The organism is Streptomyces sp. NPDC058045 (genome assembly GCF_042885635.1).
Lineage (GTDB): Bacteria > Actinomycetota > Actinomycetes > Streptomycetales > Streptomycetaceae > Streptomyces.
Genome location: NZ_JBHVRR010000061.1, coordinates 17,071 through 29,507, shown reverse-complemented (window position 1 = coordinate 29,507; position 12,437 = coordinate 17,071). Strand labels below are relative to the sequence as shown.

The following is a 12,437-nucleotide window of genomic DNA, read 5'->3' as shown; positions in this document are numbered from 1 at the left end:
ACATCCTCCCCCGGGGAATCTTGCTCGCCAACCCGGGGCCGGGGAGGCGGCCCCCCCCCAGGGGCGCCCCGGCCGCGGGGCCCCGGGGCCCCCGGCCTAGGGGGGGCAGGGGGCCCGCGGCGGTCACAGTGCCTCGGCGGAGGGCTTGACCATCCCGCGCACGGTGCGCGCCTTCACAAAGGTGCCGAGGGCGGTCATCTCCCACTCGCCGGAGAACTGGCGGACCAGCTTGCACATCATCACGCCGGTCTGCGGCTCGGCGTTGGTGAGGTCGAAGCGGACCAGCTCCTCGCCGGTGGCCGCGTCCAGCAGCCGGCAGTACGCCTTGGCGACCTCGTTGAACTTCTGGCCGGAGAAGCTGTTCACGGTGAAGACGAGGCCGGTGGCCTCCTGGGGGAGGCGGCCCAGGTCGACGGTGATCGCCTCGTCGTCGCCCGCGCCCTCACCGGTGAGGTTGTCCCCGGAGTGCTTGACGGCGCCCTGGAGGATGCTGAGCTTGCCGAAGTAGCAGCTGTCCAGGTGGTTGCGCTGCGGGCCGTAGGCGATGACGGAGGCGTCCAGGTCGATGCTCCTGCCGCGGTGGGCGGGCTCCCAGCCGAGGCCCATCCGGACCTGGCTGAGCAGCGGACGGCCGCCCTTGACCAGGGACACCGACTGGTTCTTCTGCAGGCTGACCCGGCCCTTGTCCAGATTGACCGGCCCGGCCCCGGGCATCCCGGGCGCACCCTGCTGCGGCACCGGGGGCATACCCGGCTGCGGTGCGGCAGGCATGGCGGGCATCGGGGCCTGGGGTGCCGGCGGCATCCCCGGTTGCGGCAGGGCGGGCATCCCGGGCTGCGGTGCCGCGGGCATCCCCGGCGGAGGCGCGGCCGGCATCCCCGGCGGAGGTGCGGCGGGCATGGCGCCGGGCGGGGGCGGGGGCTGGAACCCGGCGGGCGGGGCGGCGGGCGGCGCGGGCGGCATCTGCGGTGCGGCGACCCGCGGATCGGCCGGGGGCGTAGGCGGGGCCTGGGGCGCGGCGGGGGCGGCCGGCTCCTCGACGCTGACGCCGAAGTCGGTGGCGATACCGGCCAGGCCGTCGGCGTAGCCCTGGCCGACGGCGCGGGCCTTCCAGGCGCCGCCGCGCCGGTAGATCTCCATGACGACCAGCGCCGTCTCGTTGCCGAGCTGCGGTGGGGTGAAGGTGGCCAGCGGCGCCGTGTCCTCGCCGCGGAGGGTGGCCGTCGGCTCCACGCCCTGGAAGGTCTGGCCCGCCGCGTCCGGGCTGGCGGTGACCACGATCCGGTCCACCTCGGGCGGTACGGCGGCGGTGTCCACCACGATGGCGTCGGGGGACGTGCCGCCGCCGGAACGGTAGGTCACACCCGGGCCGCTGGGCTGGTTGTAGAAGATGAAGTCGTCGTCGGAGCGCACCTTGCCGTCGGCGGTGAGCAGCAGGCCCGACACGTCGAGCCGCACCGGGGCGGAGACGTCCACCGTGACACGGGCGGTGGCCAGAGGGATGTTCGAGCCTGGGGTCATAGCTGTCATGCCGGACCTAACGAACGACCTTGCTTTGCCGTTCCCTTACCGGACCCGTTCGGCCGTGGGGAGGGGGAGCGGGGCGGGCGTCAGCGGCGGTTGCGGGGGTGGGAGCGGGCGGTGCGTTCGTTGCCGTGTTTGTAGGCGCCGGTCCAGCGGGCCATCACCAACTGGGGGTCGCCCGCGGTGACTTCGGCCAGGAACCGGGCGGCCCGACCACCGCGCAGGGTGCCCGCCGCCCGGCCGTGGTGGGTGATCAGCACGGTCCCGTCGGCGCGTTCCTGGTACCGGAATCCGGAGGGTGGAGGCACGGCGGCGACCCTAGCCGCCCACCGCACCCCCCGGCCACGGAATTTCCCGCCGCCCACCCCTCATGGCACCACCACGATCTTCCGTCCGGTGCCGGAGGCGAAGCGGTCCAGGGCGGCCGGGTAGTCCGCCAGCGGCAGCCGGTCGCTGATGAAGACGTCCGGGTCGAGCACCCCGCCCGCGAACAGCTCCGCTGCCCGCTCGTAGCTGTGCAGCACCGCCATCGAGCCGGTGATGGTGATCTCCTGGTTGTAGATGCGGTACGGGTCGATGGTGACCCGGGTCGCGTAGTCGGCCACCCCGAACTGGAGGAAGGTCCCGGCCTTGGCGACCCGGTCCAGGCCGTCCTGGATGGCGGCCGCGTTGCCGGTGGCGTCCACCACCAGGTCCCAGCCCTGCGGACGGTCCAGTTCGTCGGGGGTGGCGGCGGCGCCGGAGACGCCCAACTGCCGTGCCGTGGCGAGCCGGTTCGGGTTCAGATCGACCATGTCGACACTGGCGGCGCCGGTCCGCTTGGCCAGCTCCAGCATCATCAGGCCCATGGTGCCGGACCCGTAGATCAGGACATGCGCGCCCAGCCGGGACCGGAGGACGTCGTAGCCGCGGACCGCGCAGGACAGCGGTTCGATGAGCGCGGCATCCTGGGTGCGGACGTGTTCGGGGAGGCGGACGCAGTTGGCGGCGGGCGCCACCGCGTACTGGGCGGCGCCGCCCGCGGTGGTGACGCCGATCGCGTTCCACCGCTCGCAGAGGTTGTTGCGGCCGGTGCGGCAGTAGCGGCACTCGTAGCAGTACAGCGAGGGGTCGACGGCGACCCGGTCGCCGACGGTGAGGCCGGTGACCTCGCCGCCGAGGCCGACGACCTCCCCGGCGAACTCGTGCCCCGGCACCACCGGCAGGGTGGGGGCGAACTCGCCCTGGAGGATGTGCAGATCGGTGCCGCACAGCCCGCAGGCGGCGACCCGCACCACCACCTCGCGGGGGCCGGGCGCCGGGTCCGGTACCTCGGTGACGGTGGCCCTGCCCACGGACTCGATGACGGCGGCCTTCATTTCACGGCTCCCAGCGACAGGCCCTGGACCAGTTTGTCCTGGGCGGCGAACCCCGCGGCGAGCACCGGCAGGGAGATGACGAGCGACGCGGCGCACACCTTCGCCAGGAACAGGCCCTGGCTGGTGATGAATCCGGTCAGGAAGACGGGTGCGGTCTGGGCGGTGACCCCGGTCAGCACCCGGGCGAAGAGGAGTTCGTTCCAGCTGAAGATGAAGCAGATCAGGGAGGTGGCGGCGATACCGGGGGCGGCGATCGGGGCCACCACCCGGGCCAGCACCGTGGGCAGCCTGGCCCCGTCGAGCTGTGCCGCCTCGATGAGCGCGACCGGCACCTCGGCCAGGAAGGACTGCGTCATCCACACCGCGATCGGCAGGTTCATGGAGGTGTGCAGCACCACCAGCAGCCAGATGTTGTCCAGCAGGCCGGTGTTCTTGGCGAAGAGGTAGATCGGCAGCAGCCCGGCGACCACCGGCAGCATCTTGGTGGAGAGGAAGAAGAAGAGGACATCGGTCCACTTCCGTACCCGGCGGATGGACAGCGCGTACGCGGCGGGCAGCGCCAGCAGCAGGACGATCAGGGTGGAGACGGCGGACGCCACCACCGAGTTGACCAGTGCGGGCCAGGGGCTGGCGCCGCCGCCGACGCCGAAGAAGTCCCGGTAGCCGTCCAGGGTGAGGGCGGCGGCCAGCGACGGCGGGTTGGTGGCGGCGTCGGCCTCCGAGTGGAACGAGGTGAGCGCCATCCAGGCGATCGGCAGGAAGAACAGCACGCCGGCCAGCCAGGCGGCGATACCGAGCGCGGCCCCCCGGCGCCGCCGTGGCGCGGGCACGGCGGGCGCGGGGCGGGTGGTGACGGGGGCCGCGGTGGGCGCGGTGGCGGTCATACGCGGGACACCTCCTCGCGGAACAGGGACGAGACGACCCGCAGGGCGAGGGTCGCGATGACGAGGGAGCCGAGGACGACCAGGACGCCGGCGGCGGAGGCGAGTCCGTTCTCGTGGGCCTGGTAGAAGGACTGGTAGACGGTGTACGGCAGGTTGGCGGTGCCGAGGCCGCCGGAGGTGATGGTGAAGACGGCGTCGAAGTTCTGCACGATGTAGATCGAGCCGAGGAGGGCGCCGAGTTCGAGGTAGCGGCGCAGATGCGGCAGCGTGAGATGCCGGAAGATCTGCCAGCTTCCCGCCCCGTCCATCCGGGCCGCCTCCACCAACTGCGGGTCCCGGCTCTGTAGTCCGGCCAGCAGGATCAGCATCATGAACGGCGTCCACTGCCACACCAGCGAGGCCTCCACGGCGAGCAGCGGTGTGTCGGACACCCAGTCGGGCTGGGGTGCGCCGCTGCCGCCGAACCAGTGCAGCAGCCCGTTGAAGAGGCCGTACTCCGGGTTGTAGAGGACGTGCTTCCACAGCAGGGCGGCGGCGACCGGCACCACCAGGAAGGGGGCGATGAGCAGGGTGCGTACGGCGCCGCGGCCGCGGAATCCGCGGTCCAGCAGCAGCGCCAGCAGCAGCCCCAGTACCAGGCTGGCCAGGACCACGGTGACGGTGAGCAGCACCGTCGTCCACACCGACTTGCGCAGCGCCGGGTCGGTGAGGACCTCCGAGTAGTTGCCGAGGCCGGTGAAGGAGCGGGCCTCGGGGTAGAGGGCGTTCCAGTCGAAGAAGGAGATCACCAGCGTTGCCACGAAGGGCAGTTGGGTCACGGCGATCATGAAGATCAGGGCGGGCAGCAGTGGCGCCCGGGTGGCCCAGGCGCGCAGTCTCCCGGCGGGGGCCGCGGGGTGCGGGGGCGCGGTGGCGGCGGGGGTGGTGGCGGTCATCGTCCCTCGTACTCCTTCGAGATCTGCTCGGCGAGTTGCTGGGACTTCCTCAGAGCGGTGCCGACGGACTGGCGGCCGGCGATGGCGGCGCTGATCTCCTGGGACACCTTGGTGCCGAGGTCGGTGAACTCGGGGATGCCGACGAACTGGATGCCGGGCGCGGGCCGCGGCTGCACGCCCGGGTCGCGGGGGCGGGCGCCCGCGATGGCGGCGCGGGTGACCTCCTCGAAGGCGGCGGCCTCCTTGCGGTACTGCGGGATCTCATAGGTGGAGGCGCGCTTGCCGGCGGGTACGTCGGCCCAGCCGCTCCGGTGGCCGACGAGATGCTCGTACTTCTTGCCGGACGCCCAGGAGATGAACTTCCAGGCCTTGTCCGGGTTGGGCGAGGCGTGCTGCATCCCCCAGGCCCAGGTGTAGAGCCAGCCGGAGGACTTCGTCTTCTCGACCGGGGCCGGTACATAGCCGAGCTTGCCCTTGACCGGGGAGCCCTTCGCCTCCAGCAGGCCGGCCGCGGAGGTGGCGTCGTACCACATGGCGGTCTTGCTCTGGGTGAGGGTGTTGAGGCACTCGGCGAAGCCGGACTGGGCGGCGCCGGACTCGCCGTGCTCGCGCACCAGGCCGACATAGAACTCCACGGCCCGGGTGAACTCGGGGGAGTCCAGGCGGGCCTTCCAGTCCTGGTCGAACCAGGTGCCGCCGAAGGTGTTGACGACGGTGGTGAGCGGGGCGGCGACCTCACCCCAGCCGGGCAGGCCGCGCAGGCAGATCCCGCGCATCCCGGGCCTGGCGCCGTCCACCGCGGCGGCGATCTTCGCGACCTGCCGCCAGGTGGGGTGCGCGGGCATCTTCAGGCCCTTCGCGGCGAGTACGTCCTTGCGGTACATCAGCATCGAGGACTCGCCGTAGAAGGGCTGCCCGTACGTCTTGCCGTCGTCGCCGGTGAGGGACTGGCGCATCGGCCGGAGGATGTCCCGCGCGTCGTAGCCGGGGTCCTTCGCCACATAGGAGTCCATCTCGTGCAGCCAGCCGTTCCTGGCGTAGATGGGGATCTCGTAGTTGCTGAGGGTGGCGACGTCGTACTGGCCGGCCTGGTTGGCGAAGTCCTGGCTGATCTTGTCGCGGACGTCGTTCTCCGGCAGCACGGTGAAGTTGACCTTGATGCCGGTCTCACGGGTGAAGTGGGCGGCGGTGAGCTTCTGCAGTTCCGTCATCTGCGGGTTGTTCACCATCAGTACGTTGATGGCGTCGCCGCCGGAACCGGTCCCGCCGGCTCCGGTCCAGCAGCCGGAGAGCAACGGGGCGAGCAGCGCACCTGCGGCGGCCACGGCGAGAACGCGCGGCCTCCGTCGGCTCTGGGTTCGCATGACAGCTCCTGGAAGAGTGAACAGAGGGGTGGGCGGGGGGAGTTGAGGGCGTGCGGGGGCGCGGAAGGTGCCGTACGGGGGTCGGAGTGGGTGGCGGGGGAGTGGGGGTGGGGTGGGGTGCCGGTCAGACGCGGATGACCTGCGGGCCCAGCAGTGAGTACCGGTGTGCCTCGGACGCCGGCAGCAGACTGCTGGTGACGATCGCCTCGACCTCGGTGACCTGGGCGAACCGGCAGAAGCTGACCGCCCCGAACTTGCTGTGCACCCCGGCGAAGACGGTCCGCCGGGAGGCCCGCACCGCCTGCGACTTGACCTCCGCGACGGCCGGATCGGGAGTGGTCATACCGTGCTCGCGGGTGATGCCGTTGGCCCCGATGAACGCCAGGTCGAGGACGAACCCGGACAGCATCCTCGTCGTCCAGTGGTCCACCGTGGCAAGGGTGCCGGGGCGCACCCGGCCGCCGAGCAGCAGCACACTGGTGTGCGGCGCCCCGGCGAGCACGCCCGCGGTGGCCAGTGAGGCGGTGACCACGGTGAGCGGCCGGTCCCGGGGGAGGGCCTCGGCGATCAGTTGCGGGGTGAAGCCCTCGTCGACGAAGACGGTCTCCGCGTCCCCGAGCAGCCCGGCCGCGGCGGCCGCGATCCGCCGCTTCTCCGGGACCTGCACGGTGGTGCGGAAGGCGAGCGTCGTCTCGAAGCCGGCACTCTCCACCGGGTACGCCCCGCCGTGCGTGCGGCGCACCAGGCCGTGGTCCTCCAGGGCCCGCAGATCGCGGCGGACGGTCTCCTTGGCGACGCCCAACTCCTCGGCGAGCACCGCCACTTCGACCGAGCCGGCGCGGCGTGCCGTACGGACGATGCGCCGCTGCCGTTCCTCCGCGTCCACCGTTGGCCCACCTCGCGCCGCCGCTCTGCCCGTTCGGGCCTTGTGGGGAAGTTCTACAGCGGGGTGCCGGTGGTGACCAGGGCCGACGTGGGCCGGTGTGTGCCCGGCTCTGCCCGCGTACCGGGGGCGGGGGCGGCGACGACCAGGCAGGGGCGGCGGGAAACGGGCAGGCCGATGCCCGCGACGGCCCCACGGCTGCCCGTTTCCCGCCCGCTTGCCCGCCAGGGCGCTTCAACCGGCCTGCCCGGGTGGGGAGTTCGGTTCCGGGACCGCGGGCCGCGACGGGCGGAACAGGGGCAGCGCGAGCAGCAGGCGCAGTACGGCCAGGGTGAGCAGCAGCAGGCGGTGGTCGACCGTCTCGACCAGGGCCGCGCCCGCCGCGACACCCACCGCGGTCGGGGTGAACAGCAGCGTGTTGGCGGTGGCCGCCACCCGCCCCAGCCACTCCCGCGGGGTGTGCGTCTGCACCGCGGTGAGCGCCGCGATCAGCACCGCGGGCAGCCCCAGCCCGTTCGCCACCGCCCCCGCCAGCACCGCCCCTTCGTACGGCACGGACTGCAGCGCCGCGGAGAGCGCCGTCAGCGCGATCCCGCAGGCCGCGAAGCGCCGCCCGCCGAGCCGCCGCATCAGCGTCCCCGAGGCCACCCCCACCACCACCGAACCGGCACCCTGCGCCACATACACCACCCCGGCGAACGCGGGCGGGCGGCCGAGCGCCTCGACCACCGGGTAGACGGCGGCGCCGCTCACCCCGGACAGCAACATGCCCGCGCCGCCCGCCGTGACCAGTGGCCGCAGCAGCGGATGCCGCCAGAGCCGGCGGGCGCCCTCCGCGGTCTGCTTCCGCCAGTCCGCCGCGGGCGGTTCCGGCGCCGGCTCCCGTACCCGCAGCAGGGCGTACAGCACCGCGGCGCAGACGAAGGTCGCCGCGTCCAGCAGCGCCACCCGGGGCCCGCCGTAGGCGGCGAGCAGGCCCGCCCCGGCGAGCGGCGCCACCAGCTTCATGCCCTCGGTGGCGGCCATCCGCAGCCCGTTGAAGTCGCCCAGCAGCTCCGGCCGGACGGCGGCCGGGACGAGCGCCGCCTCGGCCGCGTCGTGCACCACACCGACCGTCCCGTACAGCACCAGGACGGTGAAGAGGAGCCACAGCCGGTCCGGGGTGTCCACCGCGAAGAGGGCGAGCAGGGCCGCGGCCAGCACCAGATTGGCGGTCACGAGCAGCGGGCGGCGGCGGGTGCGGTCGGCGAGGGTGCCCAGCGCCGGGCCCGCCAGGGTGGGCGCCCACAGTGCGAAGGTGCACAGCGCGGCCAGCCCGTCCGAGCCGGTCAGGTCCTTCACCCAGATCCCGCAGGCCAGCCACATCGCCGAGGTGCCGAAACCGGAGACCACCACTCCGCCCAGATAGAGCGCCGCGTTCCGGTCCCGCAGCAGCCGCCCCGTACCCCGGGTCTTCTCCTGCCCCGCACCGCTCTCGCCCTGCTCGTCCTCACTCATGCCTGTCATGCCTGTCATGTCTGCCGATGGTGTGGCTAAGGCCCCTGGTCCCGGATCGGGCGATTGCCTTAGCCGGGGGTGCGGGACGGGGTGGCCGGGGCCGCGGCGATGAGTTCCGGGCGGCCGGACGGTCCACCCTTCGTGGCCGTCCGCCGGCCGCGCACCGATCCGATCTGATCCGATCCGCCAGGGAGAGACGATGACCGAGACCACAGGCAACGGGCCTACCCCCGCCGAGTTGCTGGACCTGCGTCCGCAGGCCGCCGAGGTGGCCCGCCTCGCCCGTGCGGTGGGCGAGGACCGGCTCACCGCGCCCACCTGCTGCCCCGGGATGTCCGTCGGCACCCTCCTCGCCCACCTGGAGGGGCTCGCCACCGCCTTCCGGGACGCGGCACACAAGGACCTGGGCCCCACCACCGACACTCCGCCCGACTCCGCCACCCCCGAGCTGGGTCCCGACTGGCGCCGCACCCTCCCCGAGCGGCTGGAGGAACTGGCGCTGGCCTGGCGCGCCCCCGAGGCCTGGACCGGGCAGACCCGGGCCGGCGGGGTGCCGCTGCCGGGACAGGTAGCCGGTCTGGTCGCCGCCGACGAACTGGTCGTGCACGGCTGGGACTTGGCCCGCGCCACCGGTCAGCCGTACACCCCGGACGAGGCGGCGCTGGCGGCCGCGCACGGGCTGCTGGCCGGTGCCGCGGAGGACGGCGGCTCCCTCTTCGGCCCGCCCGTCCCGGTACCGGACGGGGCACCGCTGCTGGACCGCGCCATCGGCCTCAGCGGCCGCGACCCGCACTGGACCCCGACGGACGGCTGACCAGCGGCCGTCCTCCCCCGGTATTCAGGCCCCGTCGGCCTCCTCGCGGATGAAGCCCGCCTCGTACGCGGCGATCACCGCGCCGGTGCGGTCCCGTGCGCCGGTCTTCGAAAGGACCGCGGCCACATGGGACTTCACCGTGGCCGGGCCCACCTGGAGCCGGGCCGCGATCTCCGCGTTGGTCAGCCCCCGCGCCATCAGCCGCAGTACGTCGCGCTCGCGGCCGGTGAGCCGGGGCAGCCAGGCCGGGGGAGCGGTGGCGGGGCGGGCGTGCCGGTCGGCGAGGGCGCGTACCGCCGCCGGGAAGAGCAGGGTGTCGCTGCACGCCACCAGCCGCACCGCCTGCACCAGGGTGTCCGCGTCGGCCCGCTTCAGCAGGAAACCGGCGGCGCCCGCGCGCAGCGCCTCGTACACGGAGGAGTCGTTCTCGAAGGTGGTGACGACGATGACGCGCGGGGCGTCGCCGGGGGTGGCGAGGATCTGCTCGGTGGCGCGGATGCCGTCGATATGCGGCATCCGTACGTCCATCAGCACCACGTCCGGCCGCAGCCGCCGTACCTCGGACACCGCCTCGGCGCCGTCGCCCGCCTCGCCCACCACGGTCAGGCCGTCCTCGGCGTCGAGGATGGCGCGCAGGGCGGTACGCACCATGCGCTCGTCGTCCGCGAGCACGATCCGGACCGTGCTGCCCCTGCTCATCCCGCACTCTTCCCTTCGCTCTTTCCCACGTCTGTCACCGCGTCTGTCACCGCGCTGCCGGTGCCCGGGGCGAGGGGCAGGCGGGCGCGCAGGCACCAGTCGCCGCCGTCCGGGCCCGCCGTGGTGGTGCCGCCCAGCAGCCGCACCCGGTCCGCCACCCCCGCGATCCCATGCCCGCCCCCCGGCCGCGAACCCGGCTCCGCCGGCAGCGGATTGGCCGCCGTGATCTCCAGCCCGGCCGCCTCCACCGCCACCCGCAACCGCACCCGGGCCCCCGCCCCCGCATGACGCAGTGCGTTGCCCAAGGCCTCCTGCACGATCCGGTACGCCTCCCGCGACACCATCCCCGGCAACCCCGCCCACCCGCCCGCCCCCGGCACCAGCTCCGCGTCCACCCGCACCCCCGCCGCCCGGGTACGCCGCAGCAGCCCCGCCAGATCGGAGTCCAGCGTGGGCGCCGGAGCGGTCGGCCCCGAAGTGTCGCCGTCCCTCAACACCCCTAGTACGGCGTCGAGTTCGCCCACCGTACGGCGGGTGGTCTCCTCGATCGCGGCCAGTGCCTCCCGGACGAAGGCGGGGTCGCTGTCCAGGACCCGGCGGGCGGCACCCGCCTGGAGGGTGACCGCGCTCAGCGCGTGCCCCACCGAGTCGTGCAGCTCCCGCGCGAGCCGCCCGCGCACCGCCAGATCCGCCGCCCGCCGCTCCGCCTCCGCCAGCCGGTCCGCGGGGGTCGGCCCCAGCAGGGCGGGCGCGCACCGGGCCAGCAGCCCGGAGGCGGCGGTGGCGCAACCGGCCAGCGCCAGCAGGATCAGCAGCCCGATCGGCGGTGCCACCGCCAGCCCCCACAACCCGTCCCCTGCGGGCAGCATCCCCGCGAACCTCCCTTGCGGGGTGGAGAACGGCGCCGCCAGCAGCAGCAGGGCGTACGGCGGCACCGCCAGGCTGATCCCGCTGAGCACCCCGCCCACCCCGAGGTGCAGCGTGAACCAGCCGACCGTCCGCAGCCGGGCGGAGGCACTCTGCGGCGGGCCCTCCGCGAGCTGGTCCGCGGGCACCGCGCAGAGGGCGCGTACCGCCGCCGCGGACATCGGCCGGGTCAGCGGGAACAGCGCGGTGACCGCGGCCAGCAGCAACCCCACGGCGAACGCGATCAGTTGGCCCTGGACCGAGTTGGGCATGTTCTCGTCCCCGCCGGAGACCACCCCCACCAGCACCGTCCCCACCAGGAAGTACGGCATGGCGAGGGCGCCGCCCAGGATCAGATGTATCCAGCGGCGCCGCGCCCGCCGCCCCACCAGCACCCGGGCCAGGCCCCGCACCCGGCGCCCCTCGTACCGCGCGCCCCTCATACCGTGCCCGGCCTAACGGGTGGCCGCGGCGCGTTCCGCGCAGTGGTGGGCGCCGAGGGTCAGGACCAGCAGGCCGGCGATCATCTGGCCAGCGTAGGTGAGGTTCATCAGCGGGGTGGGCCGCTCCGCCAGGTCGGACATCCCGGCCAGTGAGGTGATCGAGAGCCAGGCGCCCCAGCAGGCCACCGAACCGGAACCCAGCCAGCCCAGCATCAGCGGCACCGCCAGCGGGAGCCGCCGCCACCCGCGGAAGGCGAGGACCGGACCGGCCGCGGCGGTCACCGCGAGCAGCAGCACCCACATCACGTCCAGCACCCGGGAGTCCGCACCGCTGCCGTCGGCCAGGCCCGGGGTCAGCCCCGTCGTCGAACCGGACGCCCACAGCAGATGCACGGCGATCGGGAACAGCGCCACCACCGCGGCCGCCACCGCCAGCGGACGCTGCGCCGCGGCCAGCGCGCTCGGCGGTAGTTGCCCGACGGTGCCCTGCCACAGCCGCCCCCACCGGTTGCGGGCGTAGCGGACGAAGAGGGCGCCGAGGGCGAGGCCCTGCACGATGAAACCGGTGTAGACGACGCCGAACACCCACTCGTCCAGGAAGGGTTCGGACGAGGAGCCGTCCGCGGGGGCGCCGCCGCCGGAGAGCCCCACCAGCAACTGGAGCGGATATCCGGCCATGATCGGGGTGAGCAGCCCGGTCGCCGCCCACAGCGGAAGCAGCAGCAGCCACGCGGGCGCCCGCCCGCCCCAGGGCCGGGTCAGCAGCAGCGCCAGCACGATCACCGAGGCGTCCATCAGGACGGTGGCGCTGTTGGCACCCGCCATCAGACCGCGGTGCTCCAGCAGCACACTGCCGTCCGGCACCCCGACCCTGCTCCCCGCGATCCACGCCACCTTGAGCGCCAGATACGGCAGACAGCCGGCGACGGCCACCACCCGCAGCGCCCGCACGAACGGGCCTGGTGGCGGGACGGGTGGGGGGCCGGTTTCACGGGCGGCAGGGGCGGCGGTGTGCTCGACGGTATCGGAGGCGGAGGTGGTGTGTGCCATGCCTCCACCGTGCCGCCGCCCGCCCGGCCACCGCGTCCTGCCCACCGACGATCCACCTCCGCCGCCGGGGGGAGACCCGG

The 12,437-nt window shown here is 73.9% G+C and carries 12 protein-coding genes; 1 reads left to right on the top strand and 11 read right to left on the bottom strand.

Annotation, left to right across the window (positions count from 1 at the left end):
* Window positions 1–123: 123 nt before the first annotated feature.
* The 8 genes from ACFVST_RS25960 to ACFVST_RS25925 form a co-directional block, all read right to left on the bottom strand.
* A complete protein-coding gene (locus ACFVST_RS25960; RefSeq protein ID WP_390156001.1) occupies window positions 124–1,521 on the bottom strand; it encodes a TerD family protein in 1,398 nt (465 codons plus the stop codon).
* Window positions 1,522–1,610: 89 nt separating this feature from the next.
* Window positions 1,611–1,832 (bottom strand): hypothetical protein, encoded by a 222-nt coding sequence (locus ACFVST_RS25955; protein ID WP_390156000.1) that lies wholly within the window; start codon window positions 1,830–1,832, stop codon window positions 1,611–1,613.
* Between the two features lie 60 nt (window positions 1,833–1,892).
* Entirely contained in the window at window positions 1,893–2,882 is a 990-nt protein-coding gene (locus tag ACFVST_RS25950) for a zinc-dependent alcohol dehydrogenase family protein (protein ID WP_390155999.1), read from the bottom strand.
* Window positions 2,879–3,766, bottom strand: a complete 888-nt coding sequence (locus ACFVST_RS25945) for a carbohydrate ABC transporter permease (protein ID WP_390155998.1) — start codon at window positions 3,764–3,766, stop codon at window positions 2,879–2,881. The genes ACFVST_RS25950 and ACFVST_RS25945 overlap by 4 nt, the downstream gene beginning before the upstream one ends.
* Entirely contained in the window at window positions 3,763–4,701 is a 939-nt protein-coding gene (locus ACFVST_RS25940; protein ID WP_390155997.1) for a carbohydrate ABC transporter permease, read from the bottom strand. Before ACFVST_RS25940 ends, ACFVST_RS25945 begins: the two co-directional genes overlap by 4 nt.
* A complete protein-coding gene (locus tag ACFVST_RS25935) occupies window positions 4,698–6,065 on the bottom strand; it encodes an ABC transporter substrate-binding protein (protein ID WP_390155996.1) in 1,368 nt (455 codons plus the stop codon). Before ACFVST_RS25935 ends, ACFVST_RS25940 begins: the two co-directional genes overlap by 4 nt.
* Window positions 6,066–6,189: 124 nt before the next feature.
* The gene (locus ACFVST_RS25930) at window positions 6,190–6,951 is read right to left on the bottom strand and encodes a DeoR/GlpR family DNA-binding transcription regulator (RefSeq protein ID WP_390155995.1); all 762 of its coding nucleotides are present in this window, start codon (window positions 6,949–6,951) and stop codon (window positions 6,190–6,192) included.
* 231 nt (window positions 6,952–7,182) lie between these two features.
* Window positions 7,183–8,445: an MFS transporter gene (locus tag ACFVST_RS25925; protein WP_390156004.1), complete on the bottom strand. Its 1,263-nt coding sequence runs from the start codon at window positions 8,443–8,445 to the stop codon at window positions 7,183–7,185.
* 199 nt (window positions 8,446–8,644) lie between these two features.
* Here ACFVST_RS25925 and ACFVST_RS25920 point away from each other — a divergent pair, with 199 nt between their 5' ends.
* Window positions 8,645–9,259 carry a TIGR03086 family metal-binding protein gene (locus tag ACFVST_RS25920; RefSeq protein ID WP_390155994.1) on the top strand — a complete coding sequence of 205 codons (615 nt, stop codon included), beginning with the start codon at window positions 8,645–8,647 and terminating at the stop codon, window positions 9,257–9,259.
* 24 nt (window positions 9,260–9,283) lie between these two features.
* Here ACFVST_RS25920 and ACFVST_RS25915 read toward each other — a convergent pair whose 3' ends face one another.
* From ACFVST_RS25915 to ACFVST_RS25905, 3 genes are read right to left on the bottom strand one after another with little or no spacing between them, the layout of a single operon-like run.
* Complete coding sequence (locus ACFVST_RS25915) at window positions 9,284–9,958, bottom strand: response regulator (RefSeq protein ID WP_390155993.1); 675 nt, start codon at window positions 9,956–9,958, stop codon at window positions 9,284–9,286.
* Complete coding sequence (locus tag ACFVST_RS25910) at window positions 9,955–11,277, bottom strand: sensor histidine kinase (protein WP_390156003.1); 1,323 nt, start codon at window positions 11,275–11,277, stop codon at window positions 9,955–9,957. Before ACFVST_RS25910 ends, ACFVST_RS25915 begins: the two co-directional genes overlap by 4 nt.
* Window positions 11,278–11,319: 42 nt before the next feature.
* A complete protein-coding gene (locus tag ACFVST_RS25905) occupies window positions 11,320–12,357 on the bottom strand; it encodes a hypothetical protein (protein WP_390155992.1) in 1,038 nt (345 codons plus the stop codon).
* Window positions 12,358–12,437: the final 80 nt, after the last annotated feature.

Excerpts from the sequence above, each read along its gene's own strand:
- ACFVST_RS25960 (WP_390156001.1), bottom strand. The coding sequence starts at position 1,521 with ATGACCCCAGGCTCGAACATCCCTCTGGCCACCGCCCGTGTCACGGTG.
- ACFVST_RS25950 (WP_390155999.1), bottom strand. The coding sequence starts at position 2,882 with ATGAAGGCCGCCGTCATCGAGTCCGTGGGCAGGGCCACCGTCACCGAG.
- ACFVST_RS25945 (WP_390155998.1), bottom strand. The coding sequence starts at position 3,766 with ATGACCGCCACCGCGCCCACCGCGGCCCCCGTCACCACCCGCCCCGCG.
- ACFVST_RS25940 (WP_390155997.1), bottom strand. The coding sequence starts at position 4,701 with ATGACCGCCACCACCCCCGCCGCCACCGCGCCCCCGCACCCCGCGGCC.
- ACFVST_RS25935 (WP_390155996.1), bottom strand. The coding sequence starts at position 6,065 with ATGCGAACCCAGAGCCGACGGAGGCCGCGCGTTCTCGCCGTGGCCGCC.
- ACFVST_RS25925 (WP_390156004.1), bottom strand. The coding sequence starts at position 8,445 with ATGAGTGAGGACGAGCAGGGCGAGAGCGGTGCGGGGCAGGAGAAGACC.
- ACFVST_RS25920 (WP_390155994.1), top strand. The coding sequence starts at position 8,645 with ATGACCGAGACCACAGGCAACGGGCCTACCCCCGCCGAGTTGCTGGAC.
- ACFVST_RS25915 (WP_390155993.1), bottom strand. The coding sequence starts at position 9,958 with ATGAGCAGGGGCAGCACGGTCCGGATCGTGCTCGCGGACGACGAGCGC.
- ACFVST_RS25905 (WP_390155992.1), bottom strand. The coding sequence starts at position 12,357 with ATGGCACACACCACCTCCGCCTCCGATACCGTCGAGCACACCGCCGCC.